Below are 22,757 nucleotides of genomic sequence, written 5' to 3' on the forward strand. Positions count from 1 at the left end.
AATTATGAAAATAAAATGAAAATTATCTAAAAGTATCAGTTGACTTACTTGCTGCTATGGTAAAATAGAGTCGTAGCTATAGATTTCTAAAATAGAGGTGTCAATCATGTATAAACCGATAGCAACGCTCTTATATTTAGTCCTGAAAGTACTGCTTCGCAAAGTGAAAATCATTGACAAGAAAAATCTGCCGGCGGATTCCCGCTATGTAGTGACGTGCACACATACGAGCATGGTGGAAATCGTTATTCTTGCTATAGCCGTTTATCCAAATGAGATCAATTATATGGCGAAGCAGGAGCTGTTCAAGAATAAGTTTCTGAAATGGTTTTTCACGAATACGAATGCCTTTCCTGTGAACCGTGACAACCCGGGGCCGTCAACGTTGAAAATCCCTGTGAAACTGCTGAATCAAGGAAAGACTATCGGGATGTTTCCAGCAGGATCACGACAAGCCGGCGCACCAGTGAAACGCGGCGCCGCTACTATTGCTGTACTCGGCAAAGCACCAATCGTTCCGGCGAGCTATAAAGGTGTGTCCACATTCAAAGAATTATTTAAGCGGGGGACTAAAACATTTATCAAGTTTGGTCAGCCTATCCATCCGCAAGATTATTTAGCGGACTATAAAAAAAGTGAAGCCATTGATATGATCACTGCTGAACTTGAGATGAGAATGAACCAGCTGAGCCTTGATCTTGAAAATAAGAACTAACGAATAACAGCACCGGATTGATCAATCCGGTGCTGTTATTTAATGTGCCTTCATTACGATTGTCTCTGTGTACTCATCCGGATAAATAAATTCTAACTTGATGACGTGTTGTCTATTCGTTTTCTTTGCTACAGCTTTTGACTGGTCTCTGTATAAATTCAAACAACTGCTTTTTTCTTTTTCATCTATCAGCTGGAATCTTGTGTCGTTAACATATGAAGTCGGATGAGATGCTTTTAGTAAGATAGTTGGCATCATGCCCACCCCTTTTGTATTTGGTTTAAGTATCTTTTTTATACTAGTACCTTTTTTTCGGAGAAGTTAAACATCAGAGGGCATAAAGATTTATTTTTTTAGCTTAATGTCAGACAAAAATGACATCATATATATTAAATATTCTGAATATATAGTATAATTCATCAAAAAGGGGAAAATGAATGAGTGATGGCCTGAATCAGCAGAGACATACAGATGTAAACCATTTCATCTCTCAAATGACAGATGTCAAAAGAAAAAAAGATGCCTATCAACTGCTTAAAATATTTGAACAGGCGTCTGGTTTTGAACCGAGAATGTGGGGTCCGTCAATGGTAGGTTTCGGTAAATACCACTATATGATTGAAGAAAAGTTTGAAGGGGATGCTCCTCTTGTAGCCTTCGCATTAAAAAAAACGAAAATCAATCTTTATTTGGCCGCTGTGAACAGTAAAGGTGGAAAACAGCTGAAACAGCTCGGTAAATATAGAAGGGGAAAATCATGCCTTTATATAAAGGAAGTCAATGATATTGATGAAGAAGTGCTGCATGACCTCATTCTCGCGTCCATTCAATATTTAACTACTGCCTACGAGCCGAAAAAATGAGACAAGTGCTTAAGCACTTGTCTCATTTGTTGACTGTTCCTGGTCAGCTTCTGAAGTAAAAAGACTGGTTTCAAGATCGAGCAGTTTATTATAAGCCGCTTGATCGATATTTTCTAAACTCAGCTTTTTTGCTGCCAGATCAGTAATAGTATCTATTTCGATACCTGTGGCTGTCGCGATTTGATATGCAGTAAGTTTGCCACTAAATAAATGTTTGAGGCATCTCAATATTATCACCCTTAATTTTATAATAATGTGAATTATAGAGCAATAACCTACGAAAGCATATTTATGGTTAAATTGATATAATTGATTAATTAAAGTGTATCATGACTGATAGTCAATTACAAGATAGTAAAAATATTTATATGCATTTTCCAATTACATGTATATATGAATAGAAAATATTCTATTATCGGCTGCAACTCTTGACGCATTCCGCTGCCGGTTTCTTCATTCGATATTCACGGTGCTAATACAATACCTCATTAAAGAAAGCGCTTTCTTCATTGAAACTGTCTGTGTCAGTGCGTATAATCTGTGTTGTAGTGACCAATCAGCAAAGGGGAATTTTATGATGGAATTATTATTGACTGGAGAGCATTTAACTATTGATCAGGTGCGTCAGTTTATTGCAGATAAGGGGTCTGTAATTGTTGCTGATGAAGCTGTCGAGCGCGTCAAAGTGAGCCGGAAAATCGTCGAACGGATTATCAATGAACGTGAAACCATTTATGGTATTACAACAGGATTTGGTTTATTTAGTGATGTATTGATCGAGGAGACACAGTATAATCAGCTGCAAGTGAATCTGATCCGGTCGCATGCCTGTGGTGTCGGTAAACCATTCTCGCAGGATGTAGCCCTTGTGATGATGATACTGCGTCTGAACACGATGCTGAAAGGCCATTCCGGTGTGACTGCAGAACTTGTCGAGCAGCTGGTATTCTTTATTAACCAACGCATTATTCCGGTCATTCCGGGCCAGGGCTCACTCGGTGCGTCCGGTGACCTGGCACCATTATCTCACTTGGCACTGGCACTGATCGGTGAAGGACGTGTCTATTATCAAGGTGAAGAAACAGACAGTGCAGCTGTCCTCGTGCAGCTGGAGCGTCCGGCACTGAAGCTGCAGGCGAAAGAAGGGCTCGCCTTGATCAACGGCACGCAGGCGATGACAGCTCAGGGCGTTATCAGTTACATAGAAGCAGAAAGCATCGGTTACCAGGCAGAATGGATTGCGGCACTGACTCATCAGGCACTGAACGGTATTACGGATGCGTATCATGAGAATGTCCACATCGTGCGTAATTCTCAAGAGCAGACAGCAGTAGCGGCAAGAATGCTTGACTGGCTGGAAGGCTCAAAACTTACAACAAGACAAGGTGAAGTACGTGTCCAGGATGCTTATTCACTGCGCTGCATCCCGCAGATTCATGGGGCGAGCTTCCAAGTGTTCCGCCATGTTAAAGAAGTCCTTGAAAAAGAGATGAATGCGGCAAATGATAATCCACTGATTTTTGATCAGAATGATGAGACATTAGTGATCTCAGGCGGCAACTTCCACGGTCAGCCGGTCGCATTTGCGCTTGATTATTTGAAGCTCGGTATCAGCGAACTGGCCAGCGTCTCTGAACGGCGGATTGAACGGTTAGTCAATCCGCAGCTGAACGGTGGTCTGCCGGCATTTTTAAGCCCGGAACCCGGACTTCAGAGCGGTATGATGATTATGCAGTATGCGGCAGCAAGCCTTGTCTCTGAGAACAAGACACTCGCGCATCCGGCAAGCGTTGATTCTATTCCATCTTCAGCCAACCAGGAAGACCACGTATCAATGGGCACTATTGCATCACGTCATGGTTATATGATGCTTGAGAATACGCGTAACGTTCTTGCGATTGAATGTATCATCGCGCTGCAGGCAGCCGAACTGAAAGGTGCAGACCGACTGTCGCTGAAGACGAAGAAGAAGTTTGACGAATATAGAGCATTTATTCCGTCTGTCACAGAAGATAGACAGTTTCATAAAGATATAGCAGAAGCGGCAGCTTACTTAAGACAGGACGCTTACAAGGCATAAGTCATCCGGCAGGAACTAACTTTTAGTTCCTGCTTTTATTGTGTAGGATTCATTCTTAATCACTGATATAATCAATATACACTTAATTAAGGGAGGTTTTTTTATGTTTTCATTTTTACAGCGTATCGGCCGCAGTCTGATGCTGCCGGTAGCGGTGCTGCCAGCTGCTGCCTTGCTGCTCGGAATTGGTTACTGGATCGATCCGACCGGTTGGGGCGCGAATAATCCTGTCGCTGGATTCCTGATTAAAGCAGGTTCAGCGATTCTTGATCATTTAGGCATGCTGTTTGCTATCGGGGTTGCACTCGGGATGAGTAAGTCAAAAGACGGTGCAGCCGCCCTTGCCGCAGTCGTCGGCTTTATGGTTGTGACGACCGTGTTGTCCACTGCATCAGTTGCGAACTTGATGGGAATAGCACCTGAGCAAGTAAACAAGGGGTTTGAGAAAATTGACAATGTCTTTGTCGGTATTCTTGTCGGATTAATTGCAGCATGGACATTTAACAAGTTCCATCAGACAGAGCTGCCCGCTGCTCTTGCATTCTTCAGCGGCAGACGACTTGTCCCTATTTTAGTATCGTTTTTTGCGATGCTGCTATCATTAGTGCTGCTATTTGTATGGCCGTTTGTATTCGGTGCGTTAGTCAGTTTCGGTGAATGGATGTTAGGACTCGGGGCAGTAGGTGCCGGATTATTCGGTTTCTTCAATCGGCTGCTCATTCCAGTCGGTCTTCACCATGCTTTGAACACAGTGTTCTGGTTTGACGTCGCCGGGATTGATGATATTAAGAAATTCCAGAGCAAAGATGCTGTTAAAGGTGTTACCGGCATGTATCAGGCTGGTTTCTTCCCAGTCATGATGTTCGGGGTGCCAGGTGCAGCTCTTGCGATGTATCATTCAGCGAAGTCAGCACGCAAAAAAGCGGTTGCCGGTATTTTTCTTGCAGGTGCAGTATCCGCGTTCCTGACAGGTGTGACTGAGCCGGTTGAGTTCGCCTTTATGTTTGTTGCCCCCGCACTGTACTTCGTTCATGCCGTGCTGACAGGGCTGTCAATGTTCATTGCAGCGTCGTTCCACTGGACAGCGGGCTTCGGATTCAGCGCAGGATTCATTGACTATCTGTTATCTTTAAAAAATCCTAATGCGAACCATCCATTGATGTTACTAGTGCTCGGCGTCATCTACTTTGCGCTGTACTATATTATTTTCCGCTTTGCTATTAAAGTGCTTGATATTAAGACACCTGGCCGCGAAAGTGACGAAGAGATTGCCGCTATGGCGTTAAGTGAAGGTGACGAAGTAGGGCCAGCTGATGAAGTGACCGCTGATAACTTATCTTCCAATAAATACGATGCTTTAGCGCAGCGTGTTATTCAAGGCGTAGGCGGCCCGTCAAACATCGAGCATATGACGAACTGTGCGACGCGTCTTAGGTTTGAACTGAAGAATAATCGACTGGTTGATGAGCAGCTGCTGAAGCAGGCTGGATCAGCCGGTGTCATTAAAACTGGACAGAAGAATGCTCAAGTAATTATTGGCACTCATGTTCAGCAGGTGGCCGATGCTGTCGAGCATCATTTAAAATAAAAAATAAAAAAGCTGGAATCTAATGATTCCAGCCTTTTTATTTTTTAGCGAAGCTTTCGTAATATTTGCGTCCTTTTTCGTAATCCAGACGGTTCTCCCAGCGCGCGATGACTAATGTTGATAATGAGTTACCGACCACGTTGACGACGGTACGCATCATATCAAGTATTCTGTCGATCCCGATGATAAGCGCGAGTCCTTCTGGATGGATATTCATCGCTGTCAGTGTCGTGATCAGGACGACGATGGATGTTCCTGGTACAGCAGCCATCCCTTTAGATGTCAGCATCAATGTGAATAACAGTACTAACTGCTGTGTGATGGACAAGTGGACACCATACATCTGCGCAATGAACAGTGCTGCGATTGACTGGTACAGCGCTGAGCCGTCCAGGTTGAATGTATATCCCGTCGGCACGACGAAAGAAACGATTTCTTTCGGTGCCCCGAATTTCTCCATCTTATCCATAATAACAGGCAGTACCGTCTCTGAACTTGAAGTAGAGAAGGCCAGCAGTAATTCATCCTTCAGAATTCTCAGCAAGTGGAAGATGTTGATCTTACATATCGCTGCCACACCGCCCAGCACGACGATGATGAAGAAGACCATCGAGCCTCCGACGACAAGTGCCAGCTTCATCAATGGAATTAATGCGCCGAGGCCGAAGTTGATGACCGTGACACAGATAAAAGCGAATACACCGATCGGCGCGTATTTCATGATTTGATTGGTCATCCAGAAGATGATGTCAAGAAATCCTTCAAAGAAAGCTTTGACAGGTTCTCCTTTTTTGCCGATCGCTGCTAAGCCGAGACCGAAAAATACTGAAAAGAAAATAACCGGCAGTAACTGTCCTTCAGCCATTGACTGCATGATGTTCGTCGGGATAATGCCGACAATTGTATCAATGATATGGTTACCATAAGTGGAGTGTGCAGCCGCTTCCGCATTCGTCGTATATTTTGATACGTCGCCTTTAGGCAGCTTTGAAGCATCGATGCCGGCACCTGGTTTAAAGATGTTGGCAAAAATAATACCAAGTCCGATGGCAATCGTTGTGATCACTTCAAAGTACAGCAGTGTCTTCCAGCCATAGCGACCGACAGTTTTCATATCGCCCGCACCTGCAATAGAAATTACAAGTGAAGCAAAGACGATAGGTACAACAATCATTTTGATCAGGTGAAGGAAAATATCACCAAACGGCTGTATATAGTTGACTAAATCTGTGCGTCCGTGTAATAGTGCACCCACTACTACCCCAAGTATCAGTGCAATTAAAATTTGAGTAGGGAGGCTGATACCTCTTCTACGTTTTGGTTTTTGAATTTGTGTTACTGAACTCATTTCATCCCTCTTTTCTCCGTATTTTTTCATAATATTGCTTTTATTCTTTAAAGTCAATCAGATTTTAATGCCGACGAATTGACTGCAGAGAATAGCTGACATAAATTTGATATGAGTATGATACAAAACAGCGGACTGCATAGACGCAGTCCGCTGTTCTCATGATTCTTCGATAAAGTTAATTGTAATATCATCTATGATGACATCGACATTGCCGGCCAGTGCCCGGGTGATCATGCAGCTGGCTTCTGACTTGTGAACGAATCTTGTGATTAAGCTCCGCCTGTCTTCTGGCGCAGTCGTATCGATAGTGACGTCATAATGAATCGCTTCATAAGTGAATACACCGTCTGTGACATCGACGACTGCTGTCGACTTGACATTCAGATCAGCAAGCGTTAAGCCATGCCGTTTAAACATGACAGAAAGCGTAATGATGAAGCATGTGGTGGCAGCACCGAGCAGCAGTTCATCAGGATTAGTCCCGACATCAGCACCGCCCATCGCACCTGGAATCGATATTTGAGTGTTTAAGTTATCAGTCGTCAGCCGGCCGGCTGCTTCGTAGCCGCCGGTAAACTGTGCATGACCGTTAAATCTATGTTTCATGTCCGTCTCCTTCAAGTGTTTTTAATCAGCATGAAGCAAATAAGCCAGAATTTCAACTCATTAAATCTTCTATCTTCTAAATAGGAAGAAAACACTTTTAATGTCATCAGTGCAAACAAAAAAACCTCCAGAATATTCTGGAGGTTTAATTTTATTAACGTGAGTAGTACTCGACGATTAACTGTTCGTTGATTTCAGCAGATAATTCAGAACGTTCTGGTGTACGTACGAATGTACCTTCTAAAGTATCAGCGTTGAAAGTTAAGTAGTCAGGTACGTGGTTAGATAACTCGACTGATTCAGCGATAATATCTAATTTTTGTGATTTTTCACGGACTGTGATTACTTGACCAGCTTTTAATGTGTAAGATGGAATATCTACACGTTTGCCGTCTACTAAGATGTGACCGTGGTTAACTAACTGACGGGCTTGACGACGTGTACGCGCTAAACCTAGCTGATAAACAACTGCGTCTAAACGGGAAGCTAACAATGCCATGAAGTTAGCACCGTGAATACCTTTCATTTTGCCGGCACGATCAAAGATTGTGCGGAATTGACGTTCGTTGATACCGTACATGTAACGAAGTTTTTGTTTCTCCTGTAATTGAAGACCGTACTCAGATAATTTTTTACGTTGGTTAGGACCGTGTTGTCCTGGTGCGTAAGGGCGTCTTTCGAGTTCCTTGCCAGTGCCGCTTAATGAGATACCTAAACGACGAGATTTTTTCCAAGTTGAACCTGTAAAACGAGCCATAAGTTGACTCCTCCTTTTGTTTTTTTCGCGAAAAACAAAAATAATGATAAATGCTCGAGGCCGATATAGTGTCTTTCCGTGCCTTCGCCTGTTAGCTTTGGTTACGCAGCACGCCAGCTATGGGGACACCATAGAGCGTCTCAATATTTATCCGCTACTCTCGTTTATTCACATTCGTCTATTATATAGAGGATAGTTATGAATGTCAATAAGTATATAGTGAGTGAGTTATGAGCGATAAAACACAAATATCGGTCGTAACTTCCCGAACCCACTCCTCACGGTACCGGCACTTGTTATGCGGCTGTCTTGAGATGCTGCTCAAGGACACTTACAAATTCAAGCAGCCCTGCCTCATCTTCTGCTGTAAATCTGTCTGCTATCGGTGCATCAATGTCCAGTACACCGAACACTTCGCCGTCCACGTGAACTGGAATGACGATCTCTGATTTTGAGTTGGCATCGCATGCAATGTGTCCAGGGAATGTATGGACATCAGCTACGCGCATCACTTTGTCCTCACTGACGGCAGTACCACAGACACCGCGGCCGAGTGGTATAGTAACGCAGGCAGGAAGTCCCTGGAACGGTCCGAGCTGCAGCTGACCGTTTTTCATCGTATAAAATCCCACCCAGTTAACGTTGTCGAGAAAGTAGTTAAGCAGACTGCTGGCATTAGCTAAGTGGCTGATAATGTCATCTTCACCTGCAAGCAGATGATCAAGCGCTGTATTTAGAGCTTTATAATCTTGAAGCTGACCTGGCTGAAACATATATAAACACCTCTTCTATGTTGGATAGTCCTATTTTAATCATTTGCTATATTTTTCACAAGAAAATGTTTTTTGAGGCCCTTTTTTAAGTTATAATATAATTTAACAGGTTGGAGGGAAGATTATTTATGACATTATATATCATCGTGCTGGTTGTTATACTGCTGCTTATTGCTGTCGGTATTTTATTTTATAAACGTAATCAGAAACGCGCTGCTCTCGAACAAGTGGAAGCGCGTAAAGAGGAAGTAAAGGCGCTGCCTTTTCAGGATCAGCTGGTGAAAGTGAAACAACTGACTGTTAAAGGTGAAGCAGGCATGCGCTTTGAAAAATGGAAACGTGAATGGCAGACCGTTCTGACTGAAGATATTAAAGCTGTAGAATTGACAATCAATGATGCAGATGAAGCACTTGATAAATTTAAATTTTCTCTGAGCGAGGACAAAGTAAACGAAAGTCATCAAATTCTTGATCAGATTGAGAAGAAATATAGCAATGTGACCACTGATATTTCGAGCTATGTAGGCGGCGCGAAAGCAGATCAGATGAAATATGAGGACTGCCGGACGATTTACCGCGAAGCTAAGCGGGATGTCCTTGCTAACCGTCATCAATACGGCGAAGCTGCAAAACCACTGGAAGATAATATCGAATTATTTGCGCCGCGCATTGAAGAGTATGTGCAGTACGCTAATGAAGGAAACTACGACACAGCGCATCTGCAGATTACAGAACTTCACGAGCAGATGACGCGTCTGAAAGAAGATATGGATGAGATTCCGCTGCTGATCCGTGATGTCCAGAAAGAACTGCCGGGCCAGTTCCAGGATGTCCGGTACGGCTGCCGCGACTTAAAAGTTGAAGGTTACAACCTTGATCACGTCAAAGTAGACAGCAGTCTGCAGACATTAAAAGGTAAACTTAATCTCGTAGAACCATTGATTGCAAGACTGCAGCTGGATGAAGCTGAGGAACTGATCGGTGAAATCAATACGGCACTTGATGAAATGCTGGAACTCGTTGAAATAGAAGTGAAAGCGAAAAATAACGTTGAAAAATCGCGGGAAATCATCACTGATGAGTTGTTCTATGCAAAAGATATGAACTATACACTGCGCACTGAAATAGAGTACGTGAAAGAAAACTATCATATTAATGAAGAAGATATCCAGAAAGTCAGACAGTACGATAATGAAATCCAAAGTCTGATCGGCATTTATGACGAAATACTCAGTGAGATGGCGAAGTCTGCCGTCCGCTATTCTGAAGTGGAAGATAATCTTCAGTACATTAAAGATCATGTCGCTGTCATCAACGACAATCAGGAGAAGATTCAGCATCACTTGACGGCGCTGCGCGAATACGAGCGTGAAGCACAGCAGCATACGCTGAAGATCCAGAGCCGGAAAGAAGAAGTGTTCCGTCGCTTGCTGGCATCCAACCTTTCAAGTGTGCCGGAACGGTTCATTATCATGAAGAATGAAATTGATGTGGAGACACGTGAAGTGCACGGCTTGTTCAATAAACGTCCGATGAACGTCGAGTACGTTCGTGACAAAGTGAACAAAGTGCTGGTGGCGATGAATACGTTTGAACAGGAAGCGTTTGATGTACTGGATAATGCAAGATATGCAGAAGCGTTGATACAATACGGCAACCGCTACAGAAAAGACCGTTCTGATGTCAACAAAGACCTCAATGAAGCCGAGCGTCTGTTCAGCAACAACCGCTATAAACGTGCGGTAGAAATCGCAGAAGCCGCCATTGAACGTGTGGAACCCGGTGCTACTGAAAAAATTGAGCAGCGTGTCCATCAACTGAATGACTGACCTATCAAAAGAACTTCGGATGAGTACTTCATCCGGAGTTTTTCCGTTGAAGTCGTAAGAGTTTTCGGAGTATGACTAAATATATCCGGGGTTCTATTTTTATGGTATAGTATTACAATATTGAAGAGGTGACGTATGATATATTTCGATAATTGTGCGACGACAAAGCCCGACGCGGCGGTTTTGTCCGCATTCATAAAGATTAATGAAACATTTTATTTCAATGCGGCAAGTCCGCATGAGAAAGGGCTCGAGACGAATCAGCTGCAGGAGGAAGCGCGCAGCCAGATCAAAAATATTTTGAAGCTCGATCAGCAGAGCATCGTTTTTACGAGCGGTGCGACTGAATCCAATAACATGGCATTGACGGGTATGGCACGGGCGAAGAAAGCATTCGGCCGGACGATCATTACGACGGAAATTGAGCATCCATCTGTACTGGAGACCATTCGGGGACTTGAACAGGAAGGGTTTGCGGTGAAGTATGTGAAGTTCAAAGAAGATGGTGCCTTTGATATGGACCACTTCAGAGGACTGCTGTCGCCGGACGTCATATTGGTATCTGTCATGCATGTCAATAACGTGATGGGAGCTGTATTGCCGGTCGCTGAAATCGCTGAAGTATTGAAGCGTTATCCGAAGGTCCATTTCCATGTGGACTGCGTGCAGTCATTCGGGAAAGTGCCGCTTGTCATCGACGGCGTGCACAGCTTCAGTCTGAGCGGCCATAAGTTTCATGGCCTGAAAGGACAGGGGCTGCTTGTTGTCAATCAGCTGCGTAATCTGGCGCAGACGGTGTACGGCGGCGGCCAGGAGTACGGTTTCCGGTCAGGGACGTCGAATGTGGCTGCTAACGTCACATTGAGCAAAGCGATGCGGCTGGCGATGGAAGAGATGGAGATGCAGCGTGCAAGGCTCTATCAGTTCAAGCAGGAGATTGAAAGCTTCGTCAAGCAGTATCCCGGCATTCAGCTGAACTCTCAGGCAGGCGGCGCACCGCACATTGTCAATTTCTCATTCGTCGGCATTAAAGGTGAAGTGATTGTCAATGCCTTCAGCAGGCGCGGCATTATGATCTCGACGACAAGTGCCTGCTCATCGAAACGGGCGAAGCTGAACGAGACGTTGACAGCGCTTCATGTGGATGAAGCGACGATTACCGGCAGTGTCAGACTGTCACTGTCAAAATATAATACAGTAGAAGAAATTGAGGCGTTCAAAGAGGCGTTCAAAGAAATATACAGTGAAGTAGAGGAGTTATTAAATAAATGAATTATAACAGAGTATTAGTGCGTTACGGTGAACTGACATTGAAAACAGGGAACCGTCATCAGTTCATCAGCCAGCTGAAAGGCAACGTGAAGTATGCGTTAATCCCGCTGACCGGTTACCATGTAATTGCTGAACGCGACCGCATGTTCATCGACCTTGAACCCGGTACAGACATTGAAGAAGTCATGAGCCGGACCGCTCAAGTATTCGGCATTCAGTCGCTCAGCCCGGTTGTGCGCACGACAAAGAATATCACGGATATCATTGAATCAGCGGTCGGCGCAGCGAAAGAGATCGATGAAGCAGGTGCGACATTTAAAGTCGACGTGAAACGTTCAGATAAGCAGTTCCCGTATGATACATTTGAACTGCAGAGCATGCTCGGCGGTGAGATTCTGAAAAACACCGAGCATTTGACAGTGCAGGTGAAAAAACCGGATTACACGGTTCACGTGGAAGTCAGAGCAGAAGGTGTCTACATTTATTCCCGGGTTATTAAAGGGGCAGGCGGACTGCCAGTCGGAACCGGCGGCAAAACACTGCTCATGCTGTCCGGCGGCATTGATTCACCGGTCGCAGGGATTGAAGTGATGAAACGCGGCGTGACGATTGAAGCGATTCATTTCCATTCACCGCCGTTCACCAGTGAAGAAGCGAAGCAGAAAGTCATTGAACTGACCCGTATTATGGCTCAGACGACAGGCGTCATCAAGCTTCACCTTGTACCGTTCACTGACATCCAGAAGACGATCCATAAAGTGATTCCGGAAAACATGACGATGACTTCAACGCGCCGCATGATGCTGAAAATAGCGGAGCAGGTGGCGCATCAGATTGACGCTAAAGCAATAGTCAACGGTGAGAACTTAGGACAGGTCGCGAGCCAGACACTCGGCAGCATGTATGCCATTAACGCCGTCACATCGATGCCGATTCTCCGCCCGCTGCTGACGCTTGATAAAGAGGACATCATCATCAAGGCGCAAGAAATCGGTACATTTGAAACTTCCATCCAGCCGTTTGAAGACTGCTGCACTATCTTTACACCGAAAAATCCGAAGACGAATCCACGGCTCGATAAAATGGAGAAATTCGAAGGGTACTTTGACTTTGAGCCGCTGCTTGCTGAAGCGATTGACAATATTGAAGTCATGACAATCACGAAAGAAAAAGCAGCCGCTGTCTTTAACGACTTGTTATAAGGAGTGAATATAATGCTGACTAACAATGTGGTCATTGCGCATCGCGGTGCATCAGGCTATGCGCCGGAGCACACATTTTCATCGTATGACATGAGTCAGTTCGATATGAAAGCTGATTACATTGAGCTGGACGTTCAAATGACACTGGACGGTGAGATCATCATTATGCATGACGAAACTGTTGAACGGACAAGTGGACTGCCCGGTGTCATCAAAGAAATGACGCTGAAAGAAATCAAGCAGCTGGACGTCGGCAGCTGGTACAACAAGCAGTTCCCTGAGTTGCAGCGCGACTACTTTATAGGCCAGACTATCCCGACGCTTGAAGACGTCATCGGTCGTTACGGTGCAGTCAACTATTATATTGAGACGAAAGCGCCGGAAGTTTATCCGGGCATGGAAGAGCGGCTTGTCGAAGTGCTGGATAAACATGGCCTGCTGTCACTTGAGCGGCTGCAGAACAATCAGACGGTCATCCAGTCGTTCAGCCTGGAGAGTCTGATTAAAGTGCATCATCTTGTACCGGCGATGCCGCTGCTGCTGCTGACTAAAAAAGGGGTGCTGCGTCAGATGACAGACGACGCGCTGCTGAAGATCCATGAGTTCGTCTATGCGGTCGGACCAAGCATTAAAGACCTTGATGCGCCGCTGATCAAACGGATGCACCAGCTGGGATTCCTTGTCTTTCCTTATACATTGAATGAACCGGAAGATATGAAGCAGCTTATTGCTGCCGGTATAGACGGTGCGTTCACTAATTACGCCGACCGGCTGCGGACCGCTTTTAACATGGACAACAGTGAAATATTTGAAGGAAATCAGCCGGAATTATAAAGCGAGCATTTTAATAGAGAGAAATGAGGGACAACTTTGGATTTACACATATTACTCATTGTGATTTTCTTTGGATTTCTAGCCGCGTTTATAGATGCTGTAGTCGGCGGCGGCGGGCTTATCTCGATTCCGGCACTGCTTGCCACGGGAATGAATCCGGCGGTGGCGCTCGGCACGAATAAGCTTGCAAGCTCATTTGGTTCACTGACATCGACTGTCTCTTTCATCCGTTCCGGGAAAGTGGACTTCCATATCGTCGGCAGGCTCTTTCCGGTGTCGTTCATTTTGTCGATCCTTGGTGCATTGACGGCTACTTATCTGCCGCCTGCACTATTGAAACCGATTGTTATCATTATGCTGACTCTCGTCCTGATCTATACGCTGTTCAATAAAGACTGGGGCTCTACGACAACTTATAAGAAGCTCTCACCGGTTAAGTCGGTGCTGTTTATCGTAGTCGTCGCCTTTATCGGCTTTTACGACGGTTTTTTAGGAGGCGGGACAGGGAGTTTTCTGCTGTTCAGTCTGCTGTTGATCGGCTTTGATTTTTTAAGGGCGGCGGGCAATGCCAAATTCCTGAACTTTGCTTCCAACTTAGGTGCAGTTCTGCTTTTCATCTATCTTGGGAAAGTGGATTATGTAGTAGGGCTTGCGATGGGACTGTCGATGGTGGCCGGCAGTTTTGCGGGCAGTCAGTTTGCATTGAACAAAGGCGTCTCCTATGTCAAACTGCTGTTCATCATTGTGACAGTGCTGCTCATCAGTAAAAATGCATGGGACTATATCACCGCTCATTTTTTCCATTAAGCAGAAAACGATTAATCCGGCGGATTAATCGTTTTTTTGTGCTACAGGAAGTTACGCTGTACTTTATGCCAGAACGAATTTTCTTTGATCTTCAATGTTTTAACGACTTTCTCGCTGATCTTAATAGAGATGAAATCTGTATACTGGATAGACAATGCCTCATTATCAAGTCCCATGATCGGGTAGAAGTTGCCTGACTTATCAAGGCTGAGCGTCAGCTCACGGCTGTCACTTAAGACGACCGGGCTGCCGAGTGTCCGGTAGTTATTGTTGTTCAGTGATGCGATTTCAGTCATCTGCATGCTTTTCATCATCGGATCGACGACGGCACCGCCGAGTGACTTGTTGTAGCCCGTCGAACCGGTCGGTGTTGATATCAGCAGACCATCACCACGGAACGTCTCGAAGGGCACGGCATCGATGGAGACATCCATCGTCATTGATTTGATGATGGACGATTTAATGTAGAAGTCGTTCAGACAGTAGTAAGTCATCTCGTTGTTCAAGTTCACTTCAAGCACCGGGTAACGTCTCACTTCAGTGGTCTCGTTTTTCACTGCTGCACGGAGGTTCGATGTATCGTCAATATGGAAGTCAGAATACAAGTATTTCTGGTCGCTTGTCGCGATGCCGACATAGATAGCATCCTGACGGAAATTCGTTTTTCGTACAGCCTGCAGAAACGCACCGTCCCCGCCGATTGATGCGATGATATCAGCGTCATCCGGATGTTCAACCACTTCAAAACCATGTTCAACTGCCAGTTCTGCCACGCTATCTTTCTGTGCGATGACCAGTGGGTCACGTGATGTGAAAAAATAAAACTTATTTCTAGCATTCATGGAAAATTCCCCCTAATGGTTATGATAACGTTTTTCTTTCTGTTATTATTATAGATGTAAATAAAACCATTTGAAAGGAAGATAAGATGAATAAGCGTATCATTGCCCTGCTGATCGCAGCGGCACTCTTTATTTTTGCTGTAGCCTCTTCATTGTTTACGAGCAGCTTTACCTCGAACTTCTCTGATGAACTGAAACAGCTCGGCAGTTCTGATTCACTCGAGGAGACAACGATTTCCGGCACGGATACAGCTCATAAAATTGCACGGGTCGAAGTGAACGGGGTCATCCAGGATACTGGTGAACAGTCATTGTTTTCAGCTGCCTCCTACAATCATCAGCTGATGATGAAAGAACTGGAGAAGATTAAGAACGATTCATCGATTAAAGGGCTGCTGTTAGTGGTCAATTCTCCTGGCGGCGGTGTTTACGAAAGTGCTGAAATACACGATAAGCTGGAACAGATTAAAGCGAAAAATAAGAAAATCTATGTCTCTATGAAAAATGTGGCAGCGTCCGGTGGTTACTATATTTCAACGCCGGCAGACAAAATCTTTGCGTCAAGAGAGACGCTGACAGGCTCGCTTGGCGTCATCATGGAGTCGATGAACTACAAGGAGCTTGCCGATAAATACGGCGTGAAATTCAATGTAATCAAGAGCGGTGCACATAAAGATATCATGAGCCCGACTAAAGAGATGGACGCCTCAGAACGTCAGATTCTGCAGTCGCTTGTCGATGAAAGTTACAGCCAGTTTGTCAAAGTGATCTCAGACGGCAGAAAGATGAGTGCAGCTGACGTTAAGAAACTGGCGGACGGACGGGTTTATTCAGGGCTGCAGGCAGAGAAGAACGGCTTAGTTGATCAGCTCGGTCTGGAAGAAGATGCACTTGCTGCGTTGAAGCAGGAGATGAAGGCAGACAAAGCAGAAGTCATTGAATTTAATCAGCAGGATTCTATTTTCGGGGCTAATCCATTCGCAGCGAAATCATGGCTCTCTAAGTTAACAGGCCAGAGTGAAGTGGATACGATTAAAGAGCTGCTGACAAAACGTCAAGGCGCAGCGCCGATGTATCTTTACGGGGAGTAGGTGATGACGATGAATGAAAAAATGGTTTATGCGTCGCCCCTTGCCGGATTTGAGCAGGACATTATGTACAGCACACATGCCGGCTTCGGCCGAAGATTCATTGCCTATTTAATTGACGGGCTTGTCATCTGGTGCATCAAGCAGATTGTCGTCGACCCGCTCATGACGCTGCTGCATGTGTCCAGTGATTACTGGCTCGTTCCGATATTCAATGCGGGGAACGTTGCTAGTGCTCTCGTCTATTTTTTGTACTTTTTACTGATGACATGGTTTTTCAGAGCGACGATCGGCAAGATGATTCTCGGGCTGAAAGTCATCTCCTACCGTCAGACACCGCTGACGTTCACGCAGGTGGTCGTGCGGGAAGTGTTCGGCAGATACATCAGCAATTTCTTTGTAAATCTGCTCTATCTCGTCGTGCTGTTCAATCCGAGCAGGCAGGGGATCCATGATATGCTGAGCGATACGATTGTCGTCAAAGAAGAGCAGGAGCGGCTGCGCGACCGGCTGACACAGGCACAGCGGGCGGAGAACTGACAGCACTACAGCCGTTATTATTCCGGCGCATCAGTCAAAATAGTTCGCTTTCAACACATTTCATGTTAAATTAAAGACGACTAATATTTCAGGAGGAACTTGTAATGACTCAAATCACATTTAAAGATTCACCGATCACATTGCTTGGAGAACAAGTAACCGAAGGAACAACAGCACCTGACTTTTCAGTGCTCGCAAACGATTTATCGGTGCGCACGTTAGCTGACTTTGAAGGCAAGAAGAAATTAATCAACGTCGTCCCTTCTCTTGATACAGGCGTATGTGACCAGCAGACAAGACGTTTCAACGAAGAAGCGTCCGGCATCGATAATGCAGTGGTCATCACAATTTCTGCAGACTTACCATTTGCACAGAAAAGATGGTGTGCAGCACACGGTCTTGATAATGTCGTGACATTGAGCGATCACAAAGATTTGGCGTTCGGTACTGCTTATGGTGTCGTCATGGAAGAGCTGCGCTTACTTGCGCGTTCAGTATTTGTTCTTGATACAGACAACAAAGTGGTCTATACAGAAGTCGTCTCTGAAGGAACGAACCATCCGGACTACGATAAAGCACTGGACGCTTTGAAATCAATTTAATCATGCTGCCCTTACTGAGGGCAGTTTTTATTTGAAAGGAAATATGACTTTATGATTGAGAAATTGTTTGAAAGACTTGATAAGAAAGCAAAAGAACTACAGCTCGAAAATGGGCACAGCTTTATTGAAAATCTCGGCTTAAGTATGGAAGAGCTCTATATGAATGACCGGGCCCTCCTCGAACAGAGCACAACAGTGGAACGTCGTAAAGCATTCCAGTTCGCTTATTTAAGTATGCTGAAAGAAGAGATGATCCAGCCGAATCATCAGATGACGCCTGACAGCATCGGTTACTTGGTGAGTTATCTCGTCCGCATGTTCATGGGTGATGATGAACAGGCGGAACTTCTGGATATGACCAGTGGAACCGGCCATTTATCAGCGACAGTGCATGAGCAGAATCCGGACAAGAAATTCACGCATTATCTTGTAGAAGTGGACCCGGTGCTCGCGAGGCTCAGCGTCCACTTGTCGAACTTCCTGGAGATTCCGTTCAATGTCTACCCGCAGGACGCCATCATGCCGCTTGCTGTCAGTGACATGGATCTCATTATCGGCGATCTGCCGGTCGGATATTATCCGGTGGACGAGCGCAGCCATCAGATGACACTCGGATTTGAAGAGGGCCACAGCTTCTCCCATCATCTGCTGATAGAGCAGGCAGTCCATGCACTGAAGCCGGGCGGACTGGCATTTCTCGTTGTACCGAGTCAGCTGTTTGAGCATGATAATGTGCAACAGCTTCAAAAATTTATTGCAACAGAGACCATTATGCAGGCATTTCTTAACTTTCCGTCAAGTTTATTCAAAACAGAGTCCACACGTAAATCACTGCTGATACTCGAGCGCAAAAGCGGTAAGAAAACGCCGCCCGTTGAAGTGCTGTTAGCCAATATCCCGGATTTTAAAGATGAATTTCAGATGAGGTCATTTCTTGATGAAATGACAGAATGGTTTAAATCCAATAGAAATAAAAAGTAGCTGTTATAATGATTGATAATCTTCTGTATTAATGATTTAATATTAAAGTAGAACTTTTGAGGAGGATAATCATGAAGAAAATTATGGCGATTAATGCCGGCAGTTCATCACTGAAATTTCAGCTGTTTGAAATGCCTGAAGAAAAAGTAGTGACGAAAGGTCTTGTGGAAAGAATCGGCATGAAAGATTCTATTTTCACGATTACAGTGAACGGTGAAAAAATTAAGCAGGTTCTTGATATTAAAGATCATGAACAGGCGGTCAACATGATGCTTGAAGAGATGAAGAAACACGGCATCATCAACGATATCAACGACCTTGACGGCACAGGCCACCGCGTCGTGCACGGCGGAGAGTTATTCCCGACTTCAGCACTTGTCACGGATGAAGTAGAGAAGCAGATTGAATCATTGAGCGATCTTGCACCGCTGCACAATCCTGCCAACTTGATGGGTATTCGCGCATTCAGAAAAATGCTGCCGAATATTCCTCACGTTGCTGTGTTCGATACATCATTCCATCAGACAATGCCTGAAGAATCATATCTTTACAGCTTGCCGTACCAATACTATAAAGACTTCGGTATCCGTAAATACGGCTTCCACGGTACGAGCCACAAATATGTATCAGAACGTGCTGCTGAACTGCTGGAACGTCCGATTGAACAGCTGCGTGTCATTTCCTGCCACATTGGTAACGGTGCCTCTATTGCGGCGATAGACGGCGGTAAATCTGTCGATACGTCTATGGGCTTTACACCGCTTGCAGGTGTCACGATGGGAACACGTTCAGGTAACCTTGACCCGGCGCTGATTCCATATATTATGGAGAAGACAGGAAAGACTGCAGAAGAAGTGCTGGACGTACTGAACAAAGAGTCAGGACTATTAGGTATTTCAGGCACTTCAAGTGACCTTCGTGATATCGAGCAGGGCGCACAAGAAGGCGATGAAAGAGCAACATTAGCACTGGAAGTATTCGCGAGCCGGATCCATAAATATATGGGTTCATATGCAACACGTATGCATGGTCTGGATGCTATCATCTTCACAGCAGGTGTCGGTGAGAACTCTGACGTCGTCCGCGCGAAAGTACTGGAAGGACTTGAATTTATGGGCGTCTACTGGGACCCAAGATTGAATACAGGTCTCCGCGGCGAAGAAGCATTCATCAACTATCCACATTCACCGGTTAAAGTTATGGTCATTCCGACTGACGAAGAAGTCATGATTGCTCGTGACGTCATGGAATTCGGTCACTTAGAAGCTTAAAAGACCGCTTCAAATCAACGTTGAAACAAAAATCAATATTTATATGAGAATGCAATCATTACTATATAAGTAGTGTTAACCATTATAGTAGTGATCGCATGTTTCATAATATTAGACACGACTTTATTGAATTTACACAAATAAATTTAATAAGGAAGTGTCTTTTTATGTCGAGAAAATTGATAAAGCAAAGAAGTCTTAATGATTCATACACAGAAGCTGAAGAGATTGTTATTAGTGCTAAAAGTGTAATGAACTTATCAGAAGCAACTATGACAAGCTATCACAAAGCATTTGTCAGCATGAGAAAATATTTTAACGATAAGGACATATTTACAATAACTAAAAGTGACGCTGAAGATTATGTACGTTATTTACTATATGACTATAAACATTACACTGACAGGAAGAATAAAAAAGGCTCTAAGATCGGTTTAGCACCTTCTTCAGTGAATACTTATATCAGATTAAGCAAAGCAATATTTAATACGTTAGTTGAATGCGAGTATATTGATAATAACCCTTTTAAGCATATATCTTTAGTTAAGAAACAGAATGAACGTGTAAAAACTGTAAGTAAAGAAGATATTAATAAGTTACTCAATGGACTTGAAAAGAATTATTACACAGAATTTAGAGCTTATGTTATTATTCATGTGTTATTAGACACAATGGGAAGAATAGGCGAGGTATTAGAACTTACTAAAGATGATATTGATTTTGATAATCAAATAATATATTTTAGCAAGACTAAGAATAACAATTATAGATATGTGAATTTTAGCGTTAAAACTAAACGACTGCTTAAAGAGTATATTGATATTACTTCAGAATTTGATAATGAATATGTTTTTTTAAACTCATACGGGAAAAAACTAAGACCTGATTCTTTTAGAAAAACATTGAAAGAGTTTAGTAGAAAGTTGGAAATAAATAAAGAGTTTAGTTGTCATACATTTAGACATACCGCAGCAACTGAATTTCTTGCGAATGGTGGTAGTGTAAGAGTATTGCAGAAAATATTAGGACATTCAAGAATAACAACAACTGAAATATATACTCATGTGAATGAAGAACTAATCAAAAAACAGCATAATCAATATAATGCAGTTGATAGTCTGATTTATAGTAAAAAATCTATATCAAGTATGAGAAGAAATAAAAGAAAATAATAAATTATAGAAGCTATTCACCATTATTCAGTGAGTAGCTTCTATTGTATAACTTAATATGATATTAAAAGATAGACATGTCTTAAAAAGTAAATCTGCTATTAGTAATATTTGATTCATATTAAGCATTGAAGAACCGACAGCATATAGTAATAGTTTTTAATACACATAAATAGCTGTAACGTTGCTGTGCGGCTTAATTAGAGCGTTATAACATTCAAATAGGACTATGATTCTATTAAGATTAAAAGAACGATTTTATCACAATATTAGAAGCGGATTTTACCTTATACTTAAGTATATTATGATATTCAATATTTTAAAAAGTACTGATCTCATTTTATTAAACTGAAATGAAAGCCCATTTTCATAGAGAAATCAACAGTTGAGTGAATTTTAGTTGTTATAGAATTATTACAAATTTAACTAAAATCAGCCATTTTCTAATTCATAAAGCCCTTGTAAATTAGTACTTTTATGAACAAGATAAAATGCCGACTAGCGGAGATTTCCCTTGTAATTTTTAAATAATCACTTAAATATATATACTAATATAATGTGGAAATTTTTCAGAAATAAGATTTTAAAAATTAATCTGACAGCAGACCGCTTCTTTTTCTGCGTATATACCAGCGTTTTCTGATGATTTGATAATAGCCTTTAAACAGCTTTAAAAGTTCATTTTAACTCGATTCTACAAGTGTTAAATGCACATATTTTAAGCACTCTATGTAATATATATACCGCCCTCTGACTTGTCTACTGATCCAGCAGAATAAATATGAGTTCCCTTTTTGATTAAGCTATTTATATTGAAGTAGGGAGGGGGTGGTTTTAGATTTTTCTAATACCTACATTCAGCAGATAGTATATTCAGTTAAGTGATTACGCATGGTTATATTTCAGCTAATCTCTTTTTTTCTTCGAACCATTCTTCAATTTTATATAAAGGTACACCAATAGATATCTTCTTAATACCTACTATTTTCTCTGGATTTAAGTTTTGAGGATTAGTAGTTAAAAACTCTCTTTCAAATGATCTTTTATCTAAGGTCACTCCATAGTAATGACCATTTTCTTCCCACAAGTATGAACGGTAAAATTCATTTTTTGATTTATTACCTAAATATCTTAATTTTTGAACTTTTGGATTTTTATTGCCTTCATATTCCCATTTTAATAAAGCTTCTTCAATTGCTAGAGTAATAAACTTTGTTTTAAAACTTTTAGTTAAATCTCTAAAATTATTTTTTTCAATTTCTGATAAGTAATCAGGATTATAAGTCGTATTTGGTGAAGTGGTAGCTTCAATATAAGAACTTAAAGAGTCTAATTTTTCAAACGTATCTAAATTCATATATATAGATGTAGCTTTAGTACTTTGATTGCCATCTGCTAACTCTTCTAAGTATTGTAAAGTGATTTTAGTATCAATAATGTTTTCTTTATTTTCATCGTATAAAGCAAATCCCTCAAGAAAATCAGGTTCACTATTAATACTCTTCTCAATTAAACTCAATTCATTTCTTATTTTATTTATAGTTTTTATATAGTCATTTCTTTTCATATGATAAACCTCCTAGT

General features: G+C 42.9%; 23 protein-coding genes. 15 read left to right on the top strand and 8 right to left on the bottom strand.

Annotation, left to right across the window (positions count from 1 at the left end):
• The first annotated feature begins 106 nt into the window (after positions 1 to 106).
• A complete protein-coding gene (locus tag ERX35_RS08740) occupies positions 107 to 715 on the top strand; it encodes a lysophospholipid acyltransferase family protein (protein WP_149459519.1) in 609 nt (202 codons plus the stop codon).
• Positions 716 to 754: 39 nt separating this feature from the next.
• Here ERX35_RS08740 and ERX35_RS08745 read toward each other — a convergent pair whose 3' ends face one another.
• Positions 755 to 970 carry a hypothetical protein gene (locus ERX35_RS08745; RefSeq protein WP_149459520.1) on the bottom strand — a complete coding sequence of 72 codons (216 nt, stop codon included), beginning with the start codon at positions 968 to 970 and terminating at the stop codon, positions 755 to 757.
• A gap of 182 nt (positions 971 to 1,152) precedes the next feature.
• Between ERX35_RS08745 and ERX35_RS08750 the strand changes: the two genes are divergently transcribed.
• On the top strand, positions 1,153 to 1,578 hold the full coding sequence (locus ERX35_RS08750; protein ID WP_149459521.1) for a DUF1801 domain-containing protein: 426 nt from the start codon (positions 1,153 to 1,155) through the stop codon (positions 1,576 to 1,578).
• Positions 1,579 to 1,587: 9 nt separating this feature from the next.
• Here ERX35_RS08750 and ERX35_RS08755 read toward each other — a convergent pair whose 3' ends face one another.
• Positions 1,588 to 1,806, bottom strand: a complete 219-nt coding sequence (locus ERX35_RS08755) for a hypothetical protein (RefSeq protein ID WP_149459522.1) — start codon at positions 1,804 to 1,806, stop codon at positions 1,588 to 1,590.
• A gap of 349 nt (positions 1,807 to 2,155) precedes the next feature.
• Between ERX35_RS08755 and hutH the strand changes: the two genes are divergently transcribed.
• Both hutH and nagE read left to right on the top strand, forming a co-directional pair.
• On the top strand, positions 2,156 to 3,658 hold the full coding sequence (gene hutH / locus ERX35_RS08760) for a histidine ammonia-lyase (RefSeq protein WP_149459523.1): 1,503 nt from the start codon (positions 2,156 to 2,158) through the stop codon (positions 3,656 to 3,658).
• Positions 3,659 to 3,761: 103 nt separating this feature from the next.
• A complete protein-coding gene (nagE, locus tag ERX35_RS08765; RefSeq protein ID WP_149459524.1) occupies positions 3,762 to 5,246 on the top strand; it encodes an N-acetylglucosamine-specific PTS transporter subunit IIBC in 1,485 nt (494 codons plus the stop codon).
• A gap of 37 nt (positions 5,247 to 5,283) precedes the next feature.
• On the opposite strand, the gene ERX35_RS08770 is transcribed toward nagE, so the two are convergent.
• From ERX35_RS08770 to ERX35_RS08785, 4 genes are all read right to left on the bottom strand, one after another.
• Positions 5,284 to 6,594, bottom strand: a complete 1,311-nt coding sequence (locus ERX35_RS08770; RefSeq protein WP_149459525.1) for a cation:dicarboxylate symporter family transporter — start codon at positions 6,592 to 6,594, stop codon at positions 5,284 to 5,286.
• 159 nt (positions 6,595 to 6,753) lie between these two features.
• Positions 6,754 to 7,203: an OsmC family protein gene (locus ERX35_RS08775; RefSeq protein ID WP_149459526.1), complete on the bottom strand. Its 450-nt coding sequence runs from the start codon at positions 7,201 to 7,203 to the stop codon at positions 6,754 to 6,756.
• A gap of 154 nt (positions 7,204 to 7,357) precedes the next feature.
• Positions 7,358 to 7,960, bottom strand: a complete 603-nt coding sequence (rpsD, locus tag ERX35_RS08780; protein WP_149459527.1) for a 30S ribosomal protein S4 — start codon at positions 7,958 to 7,960, stop codon at positions 7,358 to 7,360.
• A gap of 296 nt (positions 7,961 to 8,256) precedes the next feature.
• Positions 8,257 to 8,733, bottom strand: a complete 477-nt coding sequence (locus tag ERX35_RS08785; protein ID WP_149459528.1) for a GAF domain-containing protein — start codon at positions 8,731 to 8,733, stop codon at positions 8,257 to 8,259.
• Between the two features lie 128 nt (positions 8,734 to 8,861).
• Between ERX35_RS08785 and ezrA the strand changes: the two genes are divergently transcribed.
• From ezrA to ERX35_RS08810, 5 genes are all read left to right on the top strand, one after another.
• A complete protein-coding gene (gene ezrA / locus ERX35_RS08790) occupies positions 8,862 to 10,562 on the top strand; it encodes a septation ring formation regulator EzrA (protein WP_149459529.1) in 1,701 nt (566 codons plus the stop codon).
• Between the two features lie 135 nt (positions 10,563 to 10,697).
• Positions 10,698 to 11,834: a cysteine desulfurase family protein gene (locus ERX35_RS08795; protein WP_149459530.1), complete on the top strand. Its 1,137-nt coding sequence runs from the start codon at positions 10,698 to 10,700 to the stop codon at positions 11,832 to 11,834.
• Positions 11,831 to 13,036 (top strand): tRNA uracil 4-sulfurtransferase ThiI, encoded by a 1,206-nt coding sequence (gene thiI / locus ERX35_RS08800; RefSeq protein WP_149459531.1) that lies wholly within the window; start codon positions 11,831 to 11,833, stop codon positions 13,034 to 13,036. Before ERX35_RS08795 ends, thiI begins: the two co-directional genes overlap by 4 nt.
• A 12-nt stretch (positions 13,037 to 13,048) precedes the next feature.
• Complete coding sequence (locus ERX35_RS08805) at positions 13,049 to 13,870, top strand: glycerophosphodiester phosphodiesterase (protein WP_149459532.1); 822 nt, start codon at positions 13,049 to 13,051, stop codon at positions 13,868 to 13,870.
• A 36-nt stretch (positions 13,871 to 13,906) separates the two neighbouring features.
• Positions 13,907 to 14,677 carry a sulfite exporter TauE/SafE family protein gene (locus tag ERX35_RS08810; protein WP_149459533.1) on the top strand — a complete coding sequence of 257 codons (771 nt, stop codon included), beginning with the start codon at positions 13,907 to 13,909 and terminating at the stop codon, positions 14,675 to 14,677.
• Positions 14,678 to 14,718: 41 nt separating this feature from the next.
• Here ERX35_RS08810 and ERX35_RS08815 read toward each other — a convergent pair whose 3' ends face one another.
• Complete coding sequence (locus ERX35_RS08815; RefSeq protein WP_149459534.1) at positions 14,719 to 15,519, bottom strand: NAD kinase; 801 nt, start codon at positions 15,517 to 15,519, stop codon at positions 14,719 to 14,721.
• 86 nt (positions 15,520 to 15,605) lie between these two features.
• On the opposite strand from ERX35_RS08815, the gene sppA reads away from it, so the two are divergent.
• The 6 genes from sppA to ERX35_RS08845 all read left to right on the top strand — a co-directional run bounded on the left by sppA (position 15,606) and on the right by ERX35_RS08845 (position 21,173).
• Positions 15,606 to 16,610 (top strand): signal peptide peptidase SppA, encoded by a 1,005-nt coding sequence (gene sppA / locus ERX35_RS08820; protein WP_149459535.1) that lies wholly within the window; start codon positions 15,606 to 15,608, stop codon positions 16,608 to 16,610.
• Between the two features lie 9 nt (positions 16,611 to 16,619).
• On the top strand, positions 16,620 to 17,147 hold the full coding sequence (locus tag ERX35_RS08825) for an RDD family protein (RefSeq protein WP_170234593.1): 528 nt from the start codon (positions 16,620 to 16,622) through the stop codon (positions 17,145 to 17,147).
• A 104-nt stretch (positions 17,148 to 17,251) separates the two neighbouring features.
• A complete protein-coding gene (tpx, locus tag ERX35_RS08830) occupies positions 17,252 to 17,749 on the top strand; it encodes a thiol peroxidase (RefSeq protein WP_149459537.1) in 498 nt (165 codons plus the stop codon).
• 51 nt (positions 17,750 to 17,800) lie between these two features.
• The gene (locus ERX35_RS08835) at positions 17,801 to 18,730 is read left to right on the top strand and encodes a class I SAM-dependent methyltransferase (protein WP_149459538.1); all 930 of its coding nucleotides are present in this window, start codon (positions 17,801 to 17,803) and stop codon (positions 18,728 to 18,730) included.
• 71 nt (positions 18,731 to 18,801) lie between these two features.
• Positions 18,802 to 20,001: an acetate kinase gene (locus tag ERX35_RS08840; protein ID WP_425463267.1), complete on the top strand. Its 1,200-nt coding sequence runs from the start codon at positions 18,802 to 18,804 to the stop codon at positions 19,999 to 20,001.
• A gap of 167 nt (positions 20,002 to 20,168) precedes the next feature.
• Positions 20,169 to 21,173, top strand: coding sequence for a tyrosine-type recombinase/integrase (locus ERX35_RS08845; protein ID WP_170234594.1), 1,005 nt, complete (start codon positions 20,169 to 20,171; stop codon positions 21,171 to 21,173).
• An 895-nt stretch (positions 21,174 to 22,068) separates the two neighbouring features.
• Here the strand turns inward: ERX35_RS08845 and ERX35_RS08850 are convergent.
• Positions 22,069 to 22,740 carry a hypothetical protein gene (locus ERX35_RS08850; RefSeq protein WP_149459540.1) on the bottom strand — a complete coding sequence of 224 codons (672 nt, stop codon included), beginning with the start codon at positions 22,738 to 22,740 and terminating at the stop codon, positions 22,069 to 22,071.
• Positions 22,741 to 22,757: the final 17 nt, after the last annotated feature.

This window comes from Macrococcus equipercicus, assembly GCF_004359525.2.
GTDB classification, from domain to species: Bacteria; Bacillota; Bacilli; order Staphylococcales; family Staphylococcaceae; genus Macrococcus; species Macrococcus equipercicus.

Bases quoted from the DNA above. Each gene is read 5' to 3' on its own strand.
- nagE (WP_149459524.1), top strand. From the start codon at position 3,762: ATGTTTTCATTTTTACAGCGTATCGGCCGCAGTCTGATGCTGCCGGTA.
- thiI (WP_149459531.1), top strand. From the start codon at position 11,831: ATGAATTATAACAGAGTATTAGTGCGTTACGGTGAACTGACATTGAAA.
- ERX35_RS08815 (WP_149459534.1), bottom strand. From the start codon at position 15,519: ATGAATGCTAGAAATAAGTTTTATTTTTTCACATCACGTGACCCACTG.
- ERX35_RS08845 (WP_170234594.1), top strand. From the start codon at position 20,169: ATGTCGAGAAAATTGATAAAGCAAAGAAGTCTTAATGATTCATACACA.
- sppA (WP_149459535.1), top strand. From the start codon at position 15,606: ATGAATAAGCGTATCATTGCCCTGCTGATCGCAGCGGCACTCTTTATT.
- rpsD (WP_149459527.1), bottom strand. From the start codon at position 7,960: ATGGCTCGTTTTACAGGTTCAACTTGGAAAAAATCTCGTCGTTTAGGT.
- ERX35_RS08750 (WP_149459521.1), top strand. From the start codon at position 1,153: ATGAGTGATGGCCTGAATCAGCAGAGACATACAGATGTAAACCATTTC.
- ezrA (WP_149459529.1), top strand. From the start codon at position 8,862: ATGACATTATATATCATCGTGCTGGTTGTTATACTGCTGCTTATTGCT.
- ERX35_RS08785 (WP_149459528.1), bottom strand. From the start codon at position 8,733: ATGTTTCAGCCAGGTCAGCTTCAAGATTATAAAGCTCTAAATACAGCG.
- ERX35_RS08740 (WP_149459519.1), top strand. From the start codon at position 107: ATGTATAAACCGATAGCAACGCTCTTATATTTAGTCCTGAAAGTACTG.
- ERX35_RS08775 (WP_149459526.1), bottom strand. From the start codon at position 7,203: ATGAAACATAGATTTAACGGTCATGCACAGTTTACCGGCGGCTACGAA.
- ERX35_RS08850 (WP_149459540.1), bottom strand. From the start codon at position 22,740: ATGAAAAGAAATGACTATATAAAAACTATAAATAAAATAAGAAATGAA.
- ERX35_RS08745 (WP_149459520.1), bottom strand. From the start codon at position 970: ATGCCAACTATCTTACTAAAAGCATCTCATCCGACTTCATATGTTAAC.
- ERX35_RS08835 (WP_149459538.1), top strand. From the start codon at position 17,801: ATGATTGAGAAATTGTTTGAAAGACTTGATAAGAAAGCAAAAGAACTA.
- ERX35_RS08825 (WP_170234593.1), top strand. From the start codon at position 16,620: ATGAATGAAAAAATGGTTTATGCGTCGCCCCTTGCCGGATTTGAGCAG.
- hutH (WP_149459523.1), top strand. From the start codon at position 2,156: ATGGAATTATTATTGACTGGAGAGCATTTAACTATTGATCAGGTGCGT.
- ERX35_RS08770 (WP_149459525.1), bottom strand. From the start codon at position 6,594: ATGAGTTCAGTAACACAAATTCAAAAACCAAAACGTAGAAGAGGTATC.
- ERX35_RS08805 (WP_149459532.1), top strand. From the start codon at position 13,049: ATGCTGACTAACAATGTGGTCATTGCGCATCGCGGTGCATCAGGCTAT.
- tpx (WP_149459537.1), top strand. From the start codon at position 17,252: ATGACTCAAATCACATTTAAAGATTCACCGATCACATTGCTTGGAGAA.
- ERX35_RS08840 (WP_425463267.1), top strand. From the start codon at position 18,802: ATGAAGAAAATTATGGCGATTAATGCCGGCAGTTCATCACTGAAATTT.
- ERX35_RS08795 (WP_149459530.1), top strand. From the start codon at position 10,698: ATGATATATTTCGATAATTGTGCGACGACAAAGCCCGACGCGGCGGTT.